Raw genomic sequence first — 19,258 nt, 5'->3', positions numbered from 1 at the left:
GTCGCTCAGGTCCGCCGCCGGCGCGGGCCGGCGGCCGGTCTCCCCCTCTGTCATCGGCACCTGAGAGCTTCACCCGCGCGGCGGGGTTTCCCCTTCGGTGAGCCGCCCGGCCCCCGCGCGGGGGCCGACGCCTGCTTTCCAGAGGTGCCTCGCCTCGCGGTCCTTTTGCCTGAGAGGTTCCGGGGAGGTTGCCCCTTCGGCGCCCCACGCTGGCGGCGTGGGGACTCTCCCGCACAGGGTCGACGGCATGTCCTAGGTCGAACCCTACCCAAAGGCGCGTCCGCGACGTCGTTCCGGTCCGCCGCAAGGGGCCGCGCACCCCGGCGGCGGTGGTGTACCGGCGAGTACCATGTGCTGACTCACCTGGGACGCGACGGTCCCGGGCCGCACGGGGGCGGGAGATGAGGCGGCGGGATGGACGCGCGTCCCGGCTGCGGCGGCCCCGCGACTCGACGGCGCGCCGCCGGGTCTGGGACGCTGATCACGACGGCGGATGGTCAGGGCGGCGGTACGGCGTGACACGGACCCACGACGGAGCGGTGCGCCCGGTGCAGGGTGCGACCGCCGGCGCGCCCGTCGACGAGCCCGCGCAGCCGTACCGGATCCGCCGGCCCTCCGACGCCATCCGGTTCGCGGCGTCCGTGGTGGCGCTGGCCGCGGTGATGCTGCTGGTGTCGATCGCGCAGCAGACGACCCACGGCCTGCAGACCGACATCGCGCAGGGCACCGCGCACGCGCCGCGGCTGCTGCTGACCCTCGCGACGCTGGTGTCCAGCTTCGGGGTGCTGGCCGTGCCGATCGCGTTCGCGATCGAGCGGCTGTTCCACAAGGACGGGATGCGCGTCGCGATCGCGTTGCTGGCCGCGATGATCGCCTTCGGCATCACGGTGGGCCTGGACGATCTGGTGGTGCGGGCCGCGCCCGGAGGAGTGCTCGACTCGCTGATCTGGGGCGGCACCGAGACCGCGCCGGTGCACACCGACATCGCCCCGGTGATCGCGTTCGTCAGCGCGGTCGGGATGGCGGGCCGCGCCCGCTGGCAGGCCGCGACCTGGACCATGATCGGACTGGCGGCGCTGACGGGGCTGACCGCGTCCTACGCCTCCGTCGCCGCGCTGGCGGCCACCTACCTGCTGGGCCGCGCCATCGGCCACGGCACCCTCTACGCGGTCGGGACCCCGAACCCGCGCCCGTCCGGCACGGCCGTGGTGGCCGCGCTCGAACGGCTCGGGCTGCATCCGCTGCGGGGGGCGCGCCTGGACGGCACGCACCACGCCGACGAGACCCGCCGCTACGGCGTCGCCCTCGCCTCCTGCCCGCAGGACGGGTACGGCGCCCGGCTCCCGGCGGGCCGCGGGCCGCACGGCGACTGGGACGTCGAGGTCCGCGTCCTGGACCGCGACCAGCAGACCGCCGGGCTGCTCTACCGGGTGTGGCGGCTGCTGCGGCTGCGCGGCGCCACGACGGGGCGGACGCTGCGGTCGCTGCGCCGGTCCCTGGAGCTGGAATCGCTGATGGCGTACGCGGTGGACGCCGCGGGCGCCCGGACGCCGCGGCTGGTCGGCACGTGCGAGGTGGGCACCGAGGCGGCGCTGCTGGCCTACGAGCACGTCCCGGGGCGGGGGTTCGGGGACGTCCCCGACGGGGAGATCACCGACGAGCTGCTGGCTGACGTGTGGCGGCAGTTCCGCTCCCTGCAGGCGGGGCGGCTCGCGCACCGGCGGCTGGAGGACGGGGCCGTGCTGGTCGGCGACGACGGCCTCGCCTACCTCACCGACCTGCGGTCCGGGGAGACGGCGGCCGGCGACCTGGCGCTGCGCCTGGACCTCGCTCAGCTGCTCACGACGCTGGCGCTGCGCGCGGGGCCGGAGCGGGCGGTGCGGACGGCGGCGCCGGTGCTGGGCGAGGAGGCCCTCGGCGGGGCGGTGCCGCTGCTCCAGCGGGTGGCGCTGTCGCGGGCGACCCGCACCGCGCTGCGGCACCACAAGGACCTGCTCACCCGCATCCGGGAGCAGATCGTCCGGCTGAAGCCGGAGACGGAGGCGCCCCCGGCCAAGCTCGAGCGGTTCCGGCCGCGGACCATCGTCAGCATCGTGGCGCTGTCGGTCGCGGCGTACATCGTCATCCCGCAGGTGACGAGCCTGGACATCGGCCGTCTGGCGGCCACGGCGAGCTGGCACTGGGTGGCGGCGGCGCTGGGGGCGGCGGCGCTCACCTACGTCGCCGCCGCACTCATGCTGATGGGGTTCGTGCCCGAGCGGCTGCCGCTCGGGCGCACGGTCCTGGTGCAGCTGGCCGCGTCGTTCGTGAAGCTGGTCGCGCCGGCGGCCGTGGGCGGCGTCGCCGTCAACACGCGCTACCTGCAGCGCTCGGGCGTCCGGCCCGCCCTCGCCGTCGCGAGCGTGGGCGCGTCCCAGCTGGTGGGGATGGTCACCCACATCCTGCTGCTGGTGCTGTTCGGTTTCCTGACCGGGTCGACGGCGAAGGCGACGCAGGACCTGGCCCCGTCCCGGACGATCGTGCTCGCGGTGCTCGGGCTGGGGCTGCTCGCGGCGCTCGCGCTGACGGTGCCGCGGGTGCGGCGGGTGGTCGCCTCGCGGCTGAAGGCCATGTTCTCGGGCGTGGTGCCGCGCCTGGTGGACGTGTTGCAGTCGCCGAGGAAGCTGTCCACCGGGATGGGCGGCACCCTGCTGCTGACGCTGGCGTTCACGCTGTGCCTCGACGCGTCGATCCGGGCGTTCGGCGGGTCGCTGCCGTGGACGACGGTGGTGCTGGTGTTCCTCACCGCGAACGCGGTCGGCTCCGCGGCGCCGACGCCGGGCGGGCTCGGCGCGGTCGAGGGGGCCCTCACGCTGGCGTTGACGATCTCGGGGCTCACGGCGGAGACGGCCACGTCGGCGGTGCTGCTCTACCGGCTCCTGACGCTGTGGCTGCCGGTCCTGCCGGGGTGGGGGGCGTTCGCCTTCCTGCAGCGCAAGGAGGCGCTCTGAGGGCCGGCCTCAGCCGGTGCGGCGGGCGCGCCGCCGGTCGGCGAGTTCGTCGTGGTGGTGTCCGGCGGGGTCGTCGTCGCCGGTGGAGGCGCGTTCGGCGGGCAGCTCCGCCAGACTGCCCTCCACCTCCTGCCACACCCGTCCGAGCGCGATGCCGAACACGCCCTGGCCGCCCTGGAGGAGGTCGACGACCTCGTCGGGTGAGGTGCACTCGTAGACGCTGACGCCGTCGCTCATGAGGGTGATCTGGGCGAGGTCCTGGACGCCGCGGTCGCGCAGATGGGAGACGGCCGTGCGTATCTGCTGCAACGAGACGCCGGTGTCCAGGAGCCGCTTGACGACCTTCAGGACCAGGACGTCGCGGAAGCTGTAGAGCCGCTGGCTGCCGGACCCCTGCGCCGACCGCACGCCGGGCTCCACCAGCTTCGTGCGGGCCCAGTAGTCGAGCTGCCGGTAGGTGATCCCCGCCGCGGCGCACGCCGTCGGGCCGCGGTAGCCGACATCCTCCGGCGGCACCGACACCTGGGTGTCGAAGAGCAGGCCCTGCTCTCCGGCACGGCGGGACGCCACGTGCCTGTCGGGGGTCGCCTTGCCCTCGCCGCTGCTCACCGCCACGCGGACCTCCGGCTTCTATCATCCCGCGGCGGTTCGTCAAGGGGGTTTGACGAATAACACCACGGGTGTTCCACCAGCACGGTAGGTGCCGGTCAGGGTGTGGTCAACGTTCATCGTCGGCGCGTCGCATGCCCGGATGAACCGGCTTCACGTGGGCAAACTGCGCACCTTCGCCACCCACGCAGTCCATACCCCGATGGTTCCCCCGCAAAAACCGCCAGGTCCGGCGCAATGGGCGACCAATCGCCCGATGGCATGAACTCGCACTCCAGAGTGACACACGCCACAGGATTCACCCGTCCCGGGGCGGGCGCGGGAGGGCCTATCCGGCGCGGCCGAAGTCCTCCGGGGAGATCGTGTCGAGGAACTCGCGGAACTTCTCGACCTCGTCCTCCTGCTCGTCGGGGATGGCGACCCCGGCCTCCTCCAGGACGTCCTCGCTGGCGAAGATCGTGGCGCCGGTGCGCAGGGCGAGCGCGATGGAGTCGGACGGGCGCGCGCTCACCTCGACGCCGTTGGAGAAGATGAGGTCGGCGAAGAAGATCCCTTCGCGCAGCGCGGTGATGTTGACGGTGCGGAGTTGGACGCTCAGGGCGTCCAGCACGTCGCGGAACAGGTCGTGGGTGAGGGGCCGGGCGGGCAGCACCCCCTGCTGGGCGAACGCGATCGCGGTCGCTTCGACGGCCCCGATCCAGATGGGCAGGTAGCGATCGCCCTCCGTCTCCTTCAACAGGACGATCGGCTGATTGGAGGGCATCTCGACCCGGACGCCGACGACCTCCATCTGCTTCACTGCGGCTCCCTGCTGGTTCTCGCTGTCTCGATCACCACGTGCAGCGGATCGATTCCTGACCGAACCATGTAGCCAACGTACACCCAGGCTCGGACAGCTCGCGGCGCGCGGGGGGCGGCAAAATACTCCACCGGCCGCGTGATCAGTGGTCGAGGCTCTCGCGCAGACCCGCGCCGACCAGGGCGGCGTGCAGCCGCACCGAGAGCGCGGCGATCTCCCGCGCGGTCTCGGCGGCCTGCTCGTGCGCGCCGCGGCCGCGGCGGCGCAGCTGCGGCGCGACCATCTGCTCGATCAGGCCGACCTGCCGGTCGGCGGCGGCCTTGACGGCGCGCAGGTGCCGGACCTCGAAACCGAACTCGCCGAGCGCGGCGGCCACGCGCGCGATGTTCAGCGCCTCGCCCTCGTAGTGCGCGCCGGTCCGGCGGACCAGGCCGTACTCCTCCAGGCGGGCGAGGAGGGCCTCGTCGATGCCGGCGCCGTCCAGGAGCTGGCGGCGGGTGAGCCGCACGGCGGGGTCCGGCGCGGTGGTGTCGGCGGCCACGAGCGTGCGGGGGCGCCGCCGGTCCGGCTCGGCCGGGCCGGGGGGCCGCGCACCGAGCGGCGGGACGCTCTCGCCGCGGTCGCGCGCCTCCAGGTGCTGCCGGATGACGCGCAGCGGCATGTAGTGGTCGCGCTGCGCGGTCAGGACGTACCGCAGGCGCTCGACGTCGGCCTCACGGAACTTGCGGTAGCCGGAGGGGCTGCGCTCGGGCTCGACGAGCCCCTCGGACTCCAGGAAGCGGATCTTGGAGATGGTGATGTCGGGGAACTCGGGCCTGAGCAGCCCGAGGACGTCCCCGATCGTCATCGGGGACCGGGCCGGCTCCGCGCTCAAGGGCCCTCCCATCGTTCGCCGCGACCTCGCCGCGTTCCGTCAGCCGTGGGCCGGGTTGGTCAGGAACACCAGCCGGAACTTGCCGATCTGGACCTCGTCGCCGCCCGACAGCCCGGCCTGGTCGATCCGCTGCCGGTTGACATAGGTGCCGTTGAGGCTGCCGGTGTCCCGGACGGAGAACACGCCGCCCTGCCGGGCGAACTCGGCATGCCGGCGGGAGACGGTGACGTCGTCCAGGAAGATGTCGCTCTCGGGGTGCCGTCCGGCGGACGTGCGGTCCTTGTCGAGCAGGAAGCGGCTGCCGGCGTTGGGCCCTCGCTTGACGACGAGCAGCGCGGTGCCCGGGGGGAGCGCCTCCATCGCCATCTGGTCGGGCCCGGCCGGCTCCTCGGCGCCGGCGTCGGTGTCCAGCGCCTCGAATCCCCCGATGGAGATCGTGGACGTGGACTCGCCCGGCGACTCCCGGGGAGGCGGCGGCGCCGAACTCCTCAGCGGAGTGCCGCAGTTCGAGCAGAAGCGGGCATCATCCGGGTTGGCGTGACCGCACTGCGTGCAGTAGACGCTCGGCATCGATCGGCTCGGCCTCCTACCATCGGCGTGCCGCCCGCCGACCACCCGCCGAAGCGGGGACCGCCTGCGCCACGCGCATCTTCACCAACCCCACGCCGGGGACCCGCCCCCGGCCACGGTCCAACTCACCGCCCCGCTCATGCGACGGTCGCCGCAACTTACGCGGGTATCACCCGAGGGGTCAACCGGAACGGTGAACCGGCTGCACCAAACTACATTCGTCGATGATCGCAGGTCCATGCCGCCGCGCGGACCGCCGCGATCACGACGTTCCGGCCCGGCGTCCGGTCACCGTCCCCCCGTTCCCTCTAGGGAGACCGTACCGCGCCGACGGCCACCTTCGCGCGCGGGGTGATCAGGACCCCGGCCCCGGCCCCCTCCAGCGTGCGGACGAGGCCGCCCGGGATGTTGAGCGCCGTCGCCATCGTGTGCGGGTCGCCGATCGCCAGGAACCGGTACGGGGCGGTGAGGAGCCTTCCGTCCGCGCGGACGCCGTTACGGTCGTCCAGAAAGTGGGTGTCGACGCCGACGCGGACGTCGCCGACCTGGATGACCTCGGCGCCGGCGTCGCGGAGCTCCTCCAGGGCGTCCAGCAGGTTGAGGGCCCTCACGCCGCGGCCGGGGTCGTCGATGCGCAGCTCGATGCCGGGGCCCTCGGCCGGCAGCGTGCCCGCCAGCAGGCCGTAGGTGGTCGCCCGCTCGCGCGCCTCCTGCAGGGCCGTCCCGCCCTCGGCGTCCCGCTCCAGCCTGGCCTTCGTCTCCTCCAGGTCGCGCAGGTCGCCCCTCAGCCGCTCGGAGCGCTGGCCCAGATCCGCCAGGATGCCGACGAGCTCGTCCTGCCGCGCGGTGGCGAACGTGGTGTCGCGCTCGGTCGAGCGCACCTGGGCGGCGACCGCGAACCCCAGCACGAGGCACAGGAGCCCGCCGACGAGCTGTCCCGGGCTGACCCGCGGGCGCAGCAGTTCGGCGAGGGCGCGCACCCCTCCGGGCCCCGGTGGACCCGGCTCCTCCTCGGGAGCCTGCTCCTCCTCCGGAACCTGATCGTCGGCCGGGGCCCGATCGTCGGCCGGGACGGTCTCGTCGTGCCAGGTGGCCTCGCCGCCGGTCATGCGCCGAACAGCTTCCGCCGGATGGCCGCCGCGTTGGAGAAGATCCGGATGCCGAGGACGACCACGACGCCGGTGGACAGCTGCGAGCCGACGCCGAGCTTGTCCCCGAGGAAGACGATCAGCGCGGCGATCACGGTGTTGCTGACGAAGGAGACCGCGAAGACCTTCTCGTCGAAGATCCCCTCCAGCCTGGCCCGGACGCCGCCGAACATGGCGTCGAGCGCCGCCACGATCGCGATCGGCAGGTAGGGCTGCAGCCAGAGCGGGACGTCCGGCTGGATCAGGAAGCCCAGCGTGACGCCGACCACGAGCCCGATCAGGGCGATCATCCCCGGTTCCCCCCTCCCCCGCTCACCGGCCGCCCCTCGCGCGGGGGACGGCGTACCGCAGCCGGACCGCGCCCGCGGCGGGCAGCCGGACCTCGCCCGAGCGGCGCGTGCCGTACCTGATCCCGAACCGGTCGTGCAGCGCCGCGAGCCGCCGGTCCGCGGGCGAGCCGGCGAAGGCGGCCCGCAGCCGCCCGGGGTCGCCGAGCGCCGTGACCTCGTAGGGTCCGCCGAGCGGCCGGTAGTCGACCATGATCGCCTCGCCGGCGGCGCGGATCGCGGTGGTCGGGGTGAGCCGCCGGCCGTTGACGCCGACGGCCCGCGCGCCCGCCGCCCACAGCCCGTTCACCAGGACCTGGAGGTCCTGATCATAGACCCGGCCGCCGGCGGCGGCGCGGCCCGGCGCGGCCGGGGCGCCGCGCGGGGCGTCGTCCAGGGTGACCACGAGGCCCTCCCCCGCGACGGGGGTGGCGGCCGCCGCGGCGCCCGCCGCGGCCACGTCCCGCCGGACGCGGCGGCCCTCGGCGCTGCGGGCCAGCGTGGCGGCCCGGCGGCGCTCGGTGTCGGCCCGCAGCCGGTCGAGCCGGCCCTGGAGGGCGTCGGTCTCGGCGGTGCGGGCGCGGATCTGGTCGACGAGCCCGGAGCGCCGCTCGGCGGCCACCGGCTCGCCGCGGTGCACCTCGACCCCGGCGACGGCGGCCAGGGCCCCGGTCAGGGCGAGGACGAGCAGGACGCCCGCGCCGCGTAGCCGGCCCGGCCGCGGCGCGGCCCGGCCGGAGGCGGCCCGGCGCGCCGCGGCCTCGGCGTAGCCCGGGTCGAGGTGCTTGCCGGCGAACAGGTCGGCGAGCAGCGACATGGAGGCGTCGGGGCGCCGGTCGGGCGGCCGCGCCCGGTCCCCGGGCTCGTCCTGGCGTTCGATCACCGGCCCATCATGGCAAGGACCGGCACATCGGCGCGGACCGCGGTCCCCGGTGGCCGCGCGGGGCGTGCCGGGTCAGGCGCTCGCGGGGCGCAGGCCGATGTGGACGGCGAGGGCGGCCAGCACCGAACCCATCAGGTAGCGCTGGGCGCGCCTCCAGCCGGGCCTGCGCGCGAGGAAGGCGGCGATGGAGCCGGCGCCGAGCACGATGAGGGCGTTGACGGTGACGGCGATCACGACCTGGACGGCGCCGAGCAGCAGGATCTGGACGGCGACGTGGCCGCGCCCGGGGTCGGCGAACTGCGGCAGCAGCGACACGTACAGGACGGCGATCTTGGGGTTGAGCAGGTTGGTGACCAGCCCCATGGCGAACAGCCGGCGCGGCGGGTCGGCGGGCAGGTCCGCGGGCGCGAAGGCGGTCGTGCCGCCCGGCCGCAGCGTCTGCCATGCCAGCCACAGCAGGTAGCAGGCGCCGGCCAGCTTGATCGCCGTGTAGAGGGGCGGCACGAGCGTGAAGACGGTGGTGAGGCCCGCGGTGGCGGCCGCGACGTAGACGAGGAACCCCGCGGCGACGCCGCAGAGCGAGATCAGCCCGGCGCGGCGGCCCTGCGTCACCGACCGCGACACCAGGTAGATCATGTTGGGCCCCGGGGTGAGGACGAGGCCGAGGGCGAAGAGGGCGATGGCCGCGACGGCCCCGTACGAGATCATTGCACTCCAGTCGATTCGAAGTTCTCCAAGAGTAGAAGTCGCGATATGCTCGGTGCAATAGCGACATTGTTCTCGGTGCAATCTGAGGTTCCTATGGACGACTTCCGGCGGGTCGCGGACGAACTGGCCGCCGACATCGCGGCGGGCCGGCTGCGCCCGGGCGAGCGGCTGCCGCCGCAGCGCGCCTTCGCCCGGCGCCGCGGCATCGCGGGCTCGACGGCCAACCGGGTGTACCGGGAACTGGCGAGGCGCGGCCTGGTGGTGGGCGAGGTCGGGCGCGGGACCTTCGTCAGCGCGGCCGAGCGCCCGCCGGGGCCCGCGCTCGCCGAGCCCGCCTCCGCACGCGTCGACCTGGAGCTGAACCACCCCGTGGCACCCGGGCAGGGCGCCCTGCTCGCCGAGGGGCTGGAGCGCCTGCGCCGCCCGGACGTCCTGGCCGCCGCGCTCGGGCCCGCCGGGGTCGCGGGGACCGCCGCCGCCCGCGAGGCCGCGGCCGCGCTGCTCGCCACGCCCGGCTTCCGGCCCGCCCCCTCCGAGGTGCTGTTCGCGGGGAACGGCCGGCAGGCCATCGCGGCCGCCGTGGCGGCGCTCGTGCCGGCGGGCGGCCGGCTCGGCGTCGAGGCGCTCACCTATCCGGTGATCAAGGGGATCGCGGCCCGGCTCGGCGTGACGCCGGTCCCCATCGCGATGGACGGGCACGGGCTGCGTCCTGACGCGCTCGCCGACGCCCATCGCGCCGCACCGCTCGGCGGCGTCTACGTCCAGCCGACGCTGCACAACCCCTGCGGGACCACGATGCCGCAGGAGCGCCGCGCCGAGCTGGCCGGCGCGCTGGAGCGGCTCGGCCTCCATGCCGTGGAGGACCGCGTCTGGGCGTTCCTCCCGGCCGGCGGGCCCGAGCCGCTGGCGGCGCACGCCCCGCATCGCACCGTGCTGGTCGACAGCCTCTCCAAGCGCCTGGCGCCCGGCCTGAGCCTCGGCTTCACCGTCCCGCCGGCGGCGCTCGCCGGGCGCCTCGCCACCGCGCTGCGCTCCGGCGCCTGGGGCCCGCAGGGCTTCGCGCTGGAGGCGGCCGCGGGCTGGATCGCCGACGGGACGGTCGAGAAGGTCGTGCGCGCCAAGCGCGCCGACGCCGCGTCCCGCCAGCGGATCGCGGCCGCGTGCCTGGAGGGCGCGGCCGTCCGGTCCGATCCCTGCTCCTACTTCTGCTGGTGGGAGCTGCCCCGCCGGTGGCGGGCCGAGACGTTCGTGGCGGCGGCCGCCCGGCGCGGCATCGCCGTCACCCCGGCCGCCGCCTTCGTCGTGGGCGGCGCCGCCGCCCCGCGCGCCGTCCGCTTCGGCCTGGCCTCCCCGCCGCCGGACGTCCTCGCGCGCGCCCTGCGGACCCTCGCCGGGATCGCCGCCGGGGACCCCGACGACGACGCCCCCGACTGACCGGATCCGGCGGCTGGACGCGCACCGGAAGATCGTCCATCGTCGGGGTGGGGTCGCCCGGCGGGAGGACAGATGATCGAGGTCCGCGAGGTGGGGCAGCGAGCGGCCGGTGGACGGCGGACGCTGCGGGAGGTGTCGCTGGCGATCGGCGCCGGGGAGCTGGTCGCGATCATCGGCGGCAGCGGCGCGGGCAAGACCACCCTGCTGGAGGCCATCGCGGGCGTCCGGCCGCCCGCCGAGGGCGAGGTCAGATTCGACGGCGGCGCGGGCGGCCCCGCCGCGGGCTCGCTGGGCTACGTCCCGCAGGACGACATCGTGCACCGGGAGATGCCGCTGCGGCGCACGCTCCGGTACGCGGCGGGGCTGAGGCTGCCCGCCGGGACGTCCCCCGAGCGCGCCGAGCGCGCCGTGGACGGCGTCCTGGAGGCGCTCGCGCTGACCGCCCGGGCGGGGCAGCGCGTCGGGTCGCTGAGCGGCGGCGAGCGCAAGCGGGCCAGCATCGCGGTCGAGCTGCTGACGCGGCCGCGCGTGTTCTTCCTGGACGAGCCCACGTCCGGCCTCGACCCGGCGACCGCGGCCGACCTGATGCGGCTGCTGCGCGGGCTCGCGGACTCGGGGACGACGGTGGTGATCACCACGCACCATCCGCCGGACGTCGTGGTGTGCGACCGGGTGGCCGTCCTCGCCCAGGACGGGCGGCTGGCCTTCTACGGCGAGCCCGACGAGGCGCGCGAGCGGTTCCGGGCGGACCGGATCGAGGACATCTACCTGCGGCTGGCCGAGGTGGAGGCGCACGAGTGGGCGGGCCGGTTCGGCGCGCCCCCGGCGCCGGCGACCGGCCCGGCGGTCGGCGCGTTCCGGCAGTGGGCCCTGCTCACCCGGCGCAGCCTGGACCTGCTCACCCACAACCGGCTCACCCTCGCCGTGCTGCTGGGGTCGCCGCTCATGGTGCTGGCGATGTTCGCGGTCCTGTTCCGGCCGGGTGCGTTCTCGCCGGAGTCCCCCAGCCCCGCCGCGACGGTGATGATCCTTTTCTGGATCGCGTTCGGCGGGTTCTTCTTCGGCCTGACCTACGGGCTGCTGCAGATCTGCAACGAGCTGCCCGTGCTGCGCAGGGAGCGGCTCACCGGGCTGCGGATCGCACCGTACGTGCTGGCCAAGGCGACCGTCCTGCTGCCGCTGCTGGCCGCGGTGGACGCGCTGATGCTCGGCGTCCTGCGGACCCTGGACCGGCTGCCCGCGATGGGGTGGGGCACCTACGGGGAGCTGTTCGTCACGCTGCTGCTGTGCTCGCTGGCGGCGCTGGCGCTGGGCCTTCTGGTGTCGGCGGCGGTCACCGACCCGGCGCAGGCCACGATGGCGCTGCCGATGCTCTGCTTCCCGCAGGTGCTGTTCGTGGGCGCGATCCTGCCCGTCCCGGTGATGGCGGCGCCCGGACGGTGGCTCAGCTGCGGCATGTCCAACCGGTGGGCGTTCGAGGGGCTCGGGCACAGCCTCGGGGTGGAGCGGCTCTGGGCCACCGGACGCTCGCCGCTGGGCCCGCCCCTGCTCGACTCCTACGGTGACACGTTCTCGCGGTCGCCTGCCGTGGACTGGGCACTGCTGGGCGGGTTCACGGCCCTGTTCCTCGCGGGAGCCTGCCTGGTCCTCACCCGAAGGACATAGAACCCCTTCCCCGTAGGCCATTTAAGGCCACCGCGGCGCTCTTGCATCACCCTTGCCAATTCCGGACTGTTGGGAGGAATGCGGCTTTTGCACACGGGGGTGCATGTTGAGCGCTTCGCCCGGTTTTGACGTCGACCTCATGCCCGGCTACGCGGAGACTCGCCGGCTGGACGACCTGCGGGCCGCCGAGTACGCCTACCTGGACGCGCAGACGTACCTGGACTACACCGGCTCGGGCGTCGCCGCCGCCGCGCAGATCCGCGCCCACACCGAGCGCCTCTCCGGGCGCTGCTACGGCAACCCCCACTCGGAGAACCCGACCTCCAGCGCCTCCACGGCACTCGTCGAGCGGGCCAGGCGGGCGGTCCTGGCGTTCTTCAACGCCGACCCCGAGGAGTACGCGGTGGTGTTCACGCAGAACGCCACCGGCGCGTGCCGCCTCGTCGGGGAGGGCTACCCGTTCGGGCGCGGCGGGCGGCTCGTCCTCACCGGCGACAACCACAACTCGGTGAACGGGATCAGGGAGTTCGCGAGGGCGCGCGGCGCCGAGGTCGCCCACGTCCCCGTCGGCGGGCCCGACCTGCGGGTCGCCGAGGCCGGACTCGCCGCGGCGCTGGGCGAGGGGCGCGGCCTGCTGGCCTTCCCCGCGCAGAGCAACTTCAGCGGCGTCCGGCACCCGCTGAGCTGGGTAGACCTCGCCCACGCGCACGGCTACGACGTGCTGCTCGACGCGGCCGCCTTCGCGCCCGCCTGCCGCCTCGACCTGAACCGGATACGGCCCGACTTCGTCCCCGTGAGCTGGTACAAGGTGTTCGGCTACCCGACCGGCGTGGGCAGCCTGGTCGCCCGCCGGGAGGCGCTGGCCCGGCTGCGCCGCCCCTGGTTCGCCGGCGGGACCGTCCAGGCGGTCAGCGCGCTCGGCGGCTGGCACGTGCTCGCGCCCGACGAGACCGCGTTCGAGGACGGCACCCCGAACTTCCTGTCCATCCCCGACGTGGAGTTCGGCATCCACTGGATCGAGGACATCGGCATGGACCTCGTCCACCGCCGCGTCGGGTGCCTGACCTCCCTGCTCCTGCGCCGCCTCGCGGACCTGCGCCACGCCGACGGCTCCCCCCTCGTCCGGGTGTACGGGCCGGAGGGCCCCGACGGGCGCGGCGGCACCGTCGCGTTCAACGTGCTCGACCGCCGCGGCGCGGTCGTGGACGAGCGGGTCGTGGCCCGCGACACCGCCGCCGCCGGCATCTCGATCCGGACCGGCTGCTTCTGCAACCCCGGCGCCGGCGAGGGCGCGTTCGAGATCCCCGAGCACGCCCTGCACCGGACCGCGAACCTGCGGGTGCGGACACTCGACGACTACCTGGGCGTGCTCGGGCTGCCGAGCGGGGGCGCGGTCAGGGCGTCCCTCGGCCTCGTCTCCAACATCGCCGACGTGGAGCACCTCATCGCGTTCCTCGGCGCCCGGTACGCCGACCGGGAACCCGACGGGGCGGGCCTGAGGCCCCGCGAACGCTGCTGAGGGCCGTTCAGGAGCCCGCGCGCTCGACGACGGCGGCCCACTCCGCCAGGAGCGCCTGCGCGGCATCGGCGTCCGGCCCCTCGGCCCACAGGTGCGTCACCGCCTCCGCGGGGTCGGGCAGCACGAGGACCCAGCGGCCGTCGCCCTCCACCACGCGCACGCCGTCGGTGGTGTCGAGCGTCCGGTTCCCCGCCGCCTCCACGACGTGGCGCATCACGCTGCCCTTGGCCGCCCACGGCGTCGGGACGGAGCGGCGCAGCAGGTGCGCGTCGGGGATGCGGCGGTCGATCTGCGACAGCGTCAGCCGTGTCCGCGCGACCAGGCCGACCAGCCGGACGAACGCCGCGATCCCGTCCACGGTGCCGCTGAACTCGGGCATCAGGAACCCGCCGCGCCCGTCGCCCGCGAAGACCACGCTCGGCTGCGCGGCCGCCTTGGTCAGCACGTCCTGGGACGTGGAGGTCCACTCGACCTGCACGCCGTGGAACCGGCACACCTGCTCGGCGACCCGCGTCGTCGTCACCGGCAGCGCCACCTTGCCGCCGCGCCGCTCGGCCGCGACCAGGTCCAGCATGACCAGCAGGGCCCGGTCGTCGCCCACCAGTTCGCCGTTCTCGTCCACCAGGGAGATCCGCTCCCCCACCGGGTCGAACCGGACGCCGAACGCGGCCCGCGACGAGGACACCAGCTCGCCGAGCCGCTCCAGGTCGCGCATCCGCTCGGCGAGCGTCTCGGTCGGGTTGGCCTCGTCCAGGCCCGCGTTGCGGGTGAGGACCTCCACGCCGACCTTCCCGAGCAGGTTCGGCAGCACGAGCGAGGCCACCCCGCCCGCGCAGTCCAGGACGATCTTCAGCCCCGCCTCGCGGACACCGCGGATGTCGACGCGGCGCAGCAGGTCGCGGGTGTAGGTCTCCACGACGCGCGGCGGGTAGGTCAGCTCGGCGATCTCGCCGGGGAACGCGCGGCGGTACTCCTGCCGGCCGAAGACGCGCTCCAGCTTGCGCTGCGCGCCCTGGGACAGGTCGGCGCCGTCCGCGTCCAGGAACAGGATGTCGACGCCCTGCGGGTCGCCGAGCGTGGTGCGGATGTAGATCCCGCCGACGCTGTCCTCGCGGCCGGTCTCGAACCGGGCGACGGTCAGCGGCGTCGCCTCCAGGTCCTGGACGTTGATGGCGCTGGCGGTGAGGGCGCTGTTCACGGCGCGTTTCAGGGTGCGGGCCGCGCGCGAGACGTCCCGCCCCGTGACGACGGTCGTGCCCTTCTTCAGCGTCGTCGCGTAGGCGGAGGCGAGCCGCACCGCCAGCTCGGGGGTGATCTCCACGTTGACGAGGCCGGACACCCCCCGCGGCCCGAACAGGTTGCGCTGCCCCCGCGACTCCCAGATCACGCTGGTGTTGACGACGGCGCCGGCCTCGATGGTCTTGAACGGGTACACCTTCACGCCGCTGGACACGTACGCCTCGGCCTCGATGACGCACTCGTCCCCGATGACGGCGCCCTCCTCCACCCGGGCGCCGGCCATGATGTCGGTGTTCTTGCCGACGACGCAGCCCCGCAGGTTCGTGGACGGCGCGACGAAAACGTTGTCGTGGACGACGGCGCGGTGCAGGAACGCGCCCTCCTTGACGACGACGTTGCTGCCGAGCACGGTGAACTCGCGCAGCTCGACGCCCGCCTCGACCTTCGCGTAGTCGCCGATGTAGAGCGGCCCCTTGAGGATGGCCTCGGCGTCCACCTCCGCGCCCTCGGCCACCCACACGCCCGGCGACATCTCGAAGCCGTCCAGGTCGATGCCGACCTGCCCGGACAGCATGTCCGCCTGGGCCTTGAGGTAGCTCTCGTGCGTGCCGACGTCCTCCCAGTAGCAGTCGGCCACGTACCCGAACAGGCGGGCGCCCTCGGCCAGCAGCTTCGGGAAGACGTCCGCGGACCAGTCGACCGGCTCGCCCTCCGCGACGTGCTCCAGGACCTCCGGCTCCATCACGTAGATGCCGGTGTTGACGGTGTCGGAGAACACCTGGCCCCAGGTGGGCTTCTCCAGGAACCGCTGCACGCGGCCCACGTCGTCCACGATGATGATCCCGAACTCCAGGGGGTTCGGAACGCGCTTGAGGCCGATGGTGACGAGGGCGTCGTTCTCCTCGTGGAACCGCACCATGTCGGTCAGGTCGATGTCGGTGAGCGCGTCCCCCGAGATCACCAGGAAGCGGTCGTCGCGCAACGCCTCCTCGGCGTTCTTGACGCTGCCGGCGGTGCCGAGCGGGACCTCCTCGGTCGCGTAGCTCAGCGACATGCCGAGCTCCTCGCCGTCGCCGAAGTAGTTGCGGATCAGCGCGGCCAGGAACTGGACGGTGACGACGGTTTCGCCGAACCCGTGCTTCTTCAGCAGCCGCAGGACGTGCTCCATGATCGGCCGGTTGACGAGCGGCAGCAGGGGCTTCGGCTGGTTGGCGGTCATCGGACGCAGCCGCGTCCCCTCGCCTCCCGCCATCACGACGGCCTTCATCGGGGGGTCCCAGCTCCCTTCTGGTCGCCGGCCGGCGGTTCCGCGCCCGGACCGCCCTCGGTCCCCTGATCGCCCGCCTCGGACGCGGGGCCCGGCCCGGAGGCCGGCGGCGAGGCGCGGCCGGCCAGCACCAGTTGCCGCGTCTGCACCCAGTAGAGGACGGCCGCCCACCAGTACAGGGCCGTCCCCCAGCCGGCGAAGGCCCAGCCGACGACCCGCGCCGCGGTGCCCGCGCCGCCGTCGTGGTCGCCGAGCAGCAGCAGCGGGAAGGAGTACAGCAGGCACATCGTCGCCGCCTTGCCGATGAAGTGCACGGGCAGCGTGCCGCCGTATCCGAGCCGCCGCACGATCGGCGCGATCGGCAGGATCGACACCTCGCGGGCGACGAGCGCGAGCACCAGCCACAGCGGGATGATGTCGCGGATGGTGAGCCCGACGAGCGTGGCCAGGATGTAGAGGCGGTCGGCGGCCGGGTCGAGGACCATGCCGAGCTTGCTCGTCTGGTTGAACGCCCGCGCCAGCTTCCCGTCCAGCCAGTCCGACAGGCCCGCGAACACCAGCAGGCCGAGCGCCCACCAGTCCGCCTCGATCAGGACGAGCCACAGGAACAGCGGGACGCCCAGGAGCCGGGCGAGGCTCAGGATGTTGGGCACCGTGACGATCCGGTCCTGCGGGGCCTCCTGCAAAGTGCTCACCGACGTGTCGCCTCCCCTGGTCCCCTTGATCCTGACCCTATCCGTAAGGGGTGGAAAGCCCCCCGGCGGTGTCCGTGTCGGAATCGGGAGGGTCCCGGCGAACGGGCGCTACCGGATCCCCCCGCGGGCGCGCGTCACGCGGGGCGCGGGGCGACGGCGTCCGCGAGCGGGAGGACCGCGGTGACGACGAACCCGCCGGACTCGCCCGGACCCGCGTCCAGCGTCCCGCCCACGCTCCGTGCCCGCTCGATCATCCCGAGGACCCCGAACCCCTCGGGCGGGCCGCCGGAAGGCCCCCTGCCGTCGTCGGCGACCCGGACGACGAGCCCCCCGCCGTCGCGTGCCAGGCTCACCGTCGCGCGCTTCGCGCCGGCGTGCTTGACGACGTTGGTCAGGGCCTCCTGGACGATCCGGTACGCCGCGACCCCCGTCTGCGGGGGCAGCGTCCCGACGTCCCCCTCCCGCAGGTCGATGTCGATCCCGCTGCTGCGCGCCGCGTGCACGAGGCCGGCGATGGCGTGCGGGCCCGGCAGCGTCTCGGGGGCGCCGACGTCGGTGCCGCGCAGGACCTGGAGCGTGCCGCGCAGCTCGGTCCGCGCGTCCCGGCACGTCGAGGCGATGGAGGCGAGCGCGTCGGCCATCTCCTCCCGGTCGAGGGGCCGGTCCCCGCGCGCGAGATGGGCCGCGGCGCCGGCCTGCACCCCGATCAGGGTGATGCTGTGCGCGAGGAGGTCGTGCAGGTCGCGGGCGATCCGCAGGCGCTCCTCGGCGACCCGCCGCCGCGCCTCCTCCTCCCGCGTGCGCTCGGCCCGCTCGGCCCGCTCGGTGATCGTCGCGAGCCGCGCCCGGTGCACCCGCCACACCTGGACGGCGATGACGACCGACACCACGGCCTCGATGACCGCGATCTGCTCGCGCAGGGAGCCGCCGCCCGCCCGCATCGCCATGCCGACCACGCAGACGGCGAGCAGGGACGCGACGACGCCGAGGACGACCCGCACCCGGCGCCCGAGCACCGCGTAGGCGAACAGCGCGACCACCTCGACGGGCACCAGCGCGTGGTGCTGGTACTGCGCGAGGTGGTAGGGCAGCACCAAGACCACCAGCGCCAGCAGGCCACCGGCCGGCCACCGCCGGATCACCGCGAGCGGGACGTGCGCCGCCACCAGCAGCAGCGCGCCCGGCACGTCCAGTGCCCGGACGCCCGGCCACAGCACGGCGGCGGCGGCCGCCGCTCCCGCCAGCGCCGACGCCGCCAGGGCGTCCCTCACCGTCACATCGCCCGGGGGCACCGTCACCACGCGCCCATTGTCCTCCACTCGGATGATCTCCGCGCCGCGGCCCGCCCCCGCACCTGAATGATCTTTCCCGGCGGCCCCTGCTGGACCGGAGGCCCGCCCTATAGTTCTGCAGACCCCGTCACGAAGGGCTGACAGTTGTCCGTCCCCCCGCCTGCTGTCCCCTCGCCTGCCGTACCCCCGCCCGCACTCCGGATGACGCTCGGAGCGCGCGCCTACCGATGGCCGTTCCGCGTCCTGCTCGCCGCGCTCGCTGCCGGCGCGGCCCTCGTCCTGGCGACCGGCCCCTGTACCGGAATCCTCGATCCGGAGAAGGCCCGCCAGATCCTGCCGCCCTGCGGAGGCGGCTGCCTGCTCGCCGCCCTCGCCGCCGTTCTCCGGGCGGCCCGGCTCCACCGGACCCGCCTCATCGTGACCATCGGCGAGAAGGGGGTGGTCCTCCGCCGCGGCGGGCGGGAGGCGGCCATCCCGGCCGGAGCCGTGGACGCGGTGGGGATCAGATGGCCCGTCGGCGACCCGGTATGGACGCTCTGGCTCGACCCGGAGCAGGCGCCGGGCGCCGGGACGGTCGCCGAGGCCGACGGGAAGGCGGTGACGCTGCTCAGGGGCGGATCGCTCCCGTCGGGATGGCTCCCGGCCGTCCGGACCGCGACCACGGACACCCTCGGCGCCGCCTGGCGGGTCGTCGACGACGGGGGCGAGGAGGTGCCGTCGCCCGCGGCCGGCGCCCTGGCCCGGGCCGGCCACATCGTCGTGGACGACAGGGGCCGGTACCGCGACCGGCGAGGCGGCGCGGTCCTCGCCGTGGCCTGCGGCCGGCGCGGCGGGCGGACCGTCGTGCTGCACGACCCCCACGCCGCCGTCCTGCTGGAGGTCCGGGGCCCGTCCCGGCTGCCGGGCCGCGACCGCGTGCGCGTCCTCGACGCGGACGGGCGCCCCCTCGGATTCGTGCGCGGCCGGCGCGAGCCGTCCTTCCACACCGCCGGCGGGATGCTCCTCGGCAGTACCCGCGCGACCGGCGAGGGCCACGTCGTCACCGGTATCGACGGCCGCCGCTCGGCCACGCTGCGAACCGGCGGCGGCGCCGACGCCCGGATGGAGCTGGAGCGGTCGCCGTCGGCCCCGGACCTCCTCCGCACCCTGACCCTCGCGCTGCCCGCCGCGATCCGCCCGGGCGCGCTTTATCCCATGGGCGGCGGTTGCGGCAAGCGGGGCCGCCCGGGTTAACGTCGTG

At 74.7% G+C, this 19,258-nt stretch carries 16 protein-coding genes and 1 riboswitch; of the genes, 5 read left to right on the top strand and 11 right to left on the bottom strand.

Translation table 11 applies throughout. From position 1 onward, the window contains the following. Positions 1-147: 147 nt before the first annotated feature. Positions 148-242, bottom strand: a riboswitch (glycine riboswitch). Positions 243-548: 306 nt separating this feature from the next. Continuing rightward, positions 549-2,990 carry a lysylphosphatidylglycerol synthase transmembrane domain-containing protein gene (locus CHC11_RS32230; RefSeq protein ID WP_245920040.1) on the top strand — a complete coding sequence of 814 codons (2,442 nt, stop codon included), beginning with the start codon at positions 549-551 and terminating at the stop codon, positions 2,988-2,990. Positions 2,991-2,999: 9 nt separating this feature from the next. Here CHC11_RS32230 and CHC11_RS32225 read toward each other — a convergent pair whose 3' ends face one another. The 8 genes from CHC11_RS32225 to CHC11_RS32190 form a co-directional block, all read right to left on the bottom strand. Then, complete coding sequence (locus CHC11_RS32225) at positions 3,000-3,605, bottom strand: MerR family transcriptional regulator (RefSeq protein ID WP_089315638.1); 606 nt, start codon at positions 3,603-3,605, stop codon at positions 3,000-3,002. A 322-nt stretch (positions 3,606-3,927) separates the two neighbouring features. Then, positions 3,928-4,398 carry a bifunctional nuclease family protein gene (locus tag CHC11_RS32220; protein ID WP_067468341.1) on the bottom strand — a complete coding sequence of 157 codons (471 nt, stop codon included), beginning with the start codon at positions 4,396-4,398 and terminating at the stop codon, positions 3,928-3,930. Between the two features lie 142 nt (positions 4,399-4,540). Beyond that, positions 4,541-5,272 (bottom strand): transcriptional regulator FtsR, encoded by a 732-nt coding sequence (ftsR, locus tag CHC11_RS32215; protein ID WP_089315637.1) that lies wholly within the window; start codon positions 5,270-5,272, stop codon positions 4,541-4,543. A gap of 39 nt (positions 5,273-5,311) precedes the next feature. After that, positions 5,312-5,842: a double zinc ribbon and FHA domain-containing protein gene (locus CHC11_RS32210; protein ID WP_089315636.1), complete on the bottom strand. Its 531-nt coding sequence runs from the start codon at positions 5,840-5,842 to the stop codon at positions 5,312-5,314. A gap of 308 nt (positions 5,843-6,150) precedes the next feature. After that, on the bottom strand, positions 6,151-6,951 hold the full coding sequence (locus CHC11_RS32205) for a DUF881 domain-containing protein (RefSeq protein ID WP_089315635.1): 801 nt from the start codon (positions 6,949-6,951) through the stop codon (positions 6,151-6,153). Continuing rightward, positions 6,948-7,280, bottom strand: a complete 333-nt coding sequence (locus CHC11_RS32200; protein WP_089315634.1) for a small basic family protein — start codon at positions 7,278-7,280, stop codon at positions 6,948-6,950. The genes CHC11_RS32205 and CHC11_RS32200 overlap by 4 nt, the downstream gene beginning before the upstream one ends. A gap of 22 nt (positions 7,281-7,302) precedes the next feature. Continuing rightward, positions 7,303-8,199 (bottom strand): DUF881 domain-containing protein, encoded by an 897-nt coding sequence (locus CHC11_RS32195; protein ID WP_089315633.1) that lies wholly within the window; start codon positions 8,197-8,199, stop codon positions 7,303-7,305. Positions 8,200-8,271: 72 nt separating this feature from the next. Next, positions 8,272-8,907: a LysE family translocator gene (locus CHC11_RS32190; protein WP_089315632.1), complete on the bottom strand. Its 636-nt coding sequence runs from the start codon at positions 8,905-8,907 to the stop codon at positions 8,272-8,274. A 93-nt stretch (positions 8,908-9,000) separates the two neighbouring features. On the opposite strand from CHC11_RS32190, the gene CHC11_RS32185 reads away from it, so the two are divergent. From CHC11_RS32185 to CHC11_RS32175, 3 genes are all read left to right on the top strand, one after another. Then, positions 9,001-10,341, top strand: coding sequence for an aminotransferase-like domain-containing protein (locus CHC11_RS32185; protein WP_089315631.1), 1,341 nt, complete (start codon positions 9,001-9,003; stop codon positions 10,339-10,341). Positions 10,342-10,413: 72 nt separating this feature from the next. Continuing rightward, on the top strand, positions 10,414-12,006 hold the full coding sequence (locus CHC11_RS32180; RefSeq protein ID WP_089315630.1) for an ATP-binding cassette domain-containing protein: 1,593 nt from the start codon (positions 10,414-10,416) through the stop codon (positions 12,004-12,006). Positions 12,007-12,109: 103 nt separating this feature from the next. Further along, the gene (locus CHC11_RS32175) at positions 12,110-13,525 is read left to right on the top strand and encodes an aminotransferase class V-fold PLP-dependent enzyme (RefSeq protein ID WP_089315629.1); all 1,416 of its coding nucleotides are present in this window, start codon (positions 12,110-12,112) and stop codon (positions 13,523-13,525) included. Positions 13,526-13,532: 7 nt separating this feature from the next. Here the strand turns inward: CHC11_RS32175 and CHC11_RS32170 are convergent, their stop codons facing one another. The 3 genes from CHC11_RS32170 to CHC11_RS32160 all read right to left on the bottom strand — a co-directional run bounded on the left by CHC11_RS32170 (position 13,533) and on the right by CHC11_RS32160 (position 18,027). Then, complete coding sequence (locus CHC11_RS32170) at positions 13,533-16,031, bottom strand: mannose-1-phosphate guanyltransferase (RefSeq protein WP_089315628.1); 2,499 nt, start codon at positions 16,029-16,031, stop codon at positions 13,533-13,535. Beyond that, a complete protein-coding gene (gene clsA / locus CHC11_RS32165; RefSeq protein WP_179279108.1) occupies positions 16,028-16,726 on the bottom strand; it encodes a cardiolipin synthase ClsA in 699 nt (232 codons plus the stop codon). Before clsA ends, CHC11_RS32170 begins: the two co-directional genes overlap by 4 nt. 134 nt (positions 16,727-16,860) lie before the next feature. Continuing rightward, on the bottom strand, positions 16,861-18,027 hold the full coding sequence (locus CHC11_RS32160; protein ID WP_089315627.1) for a sensor histidine kinase: 1,167 nt from the start codon (positions 18,025-18,027) through the stop codon (positions 16,861-16,863). Positions 18,028-18,219: 192 nt separating this feature from the next. Here CHC11_RS32160 and CHC11_RS32155 point away from each other — a divergent pair, with 192 nt between their 5' ends. Then, on the top strand, positions 18,220-19,251 hold the full coding sequence (locus CHC11_RS32155) for a hypothetical protein (protein ID WP_089315626.1): 1,032 nt from the start codon (positions 18,220-18,222) through the stop codon (positions 19,249-19,251). Positions 19,252-19,258: the final 7 nt, after the last annotated feature.

The organism is Actinomadura mexicana, assembly GCF_900188105.1.
Taxonomy (GTDB): domain Bacteria; phylum Actinomycetota; class Actinomycetes; order Streptosporangiales; family Streptosporangiaceae; genus Spirillospora; species Spirillospora mexicana.
Note: the sequence above shows the minus strand (reverse complement) of the source record. Positions and strands in the feature narration are given on the sequence as shown.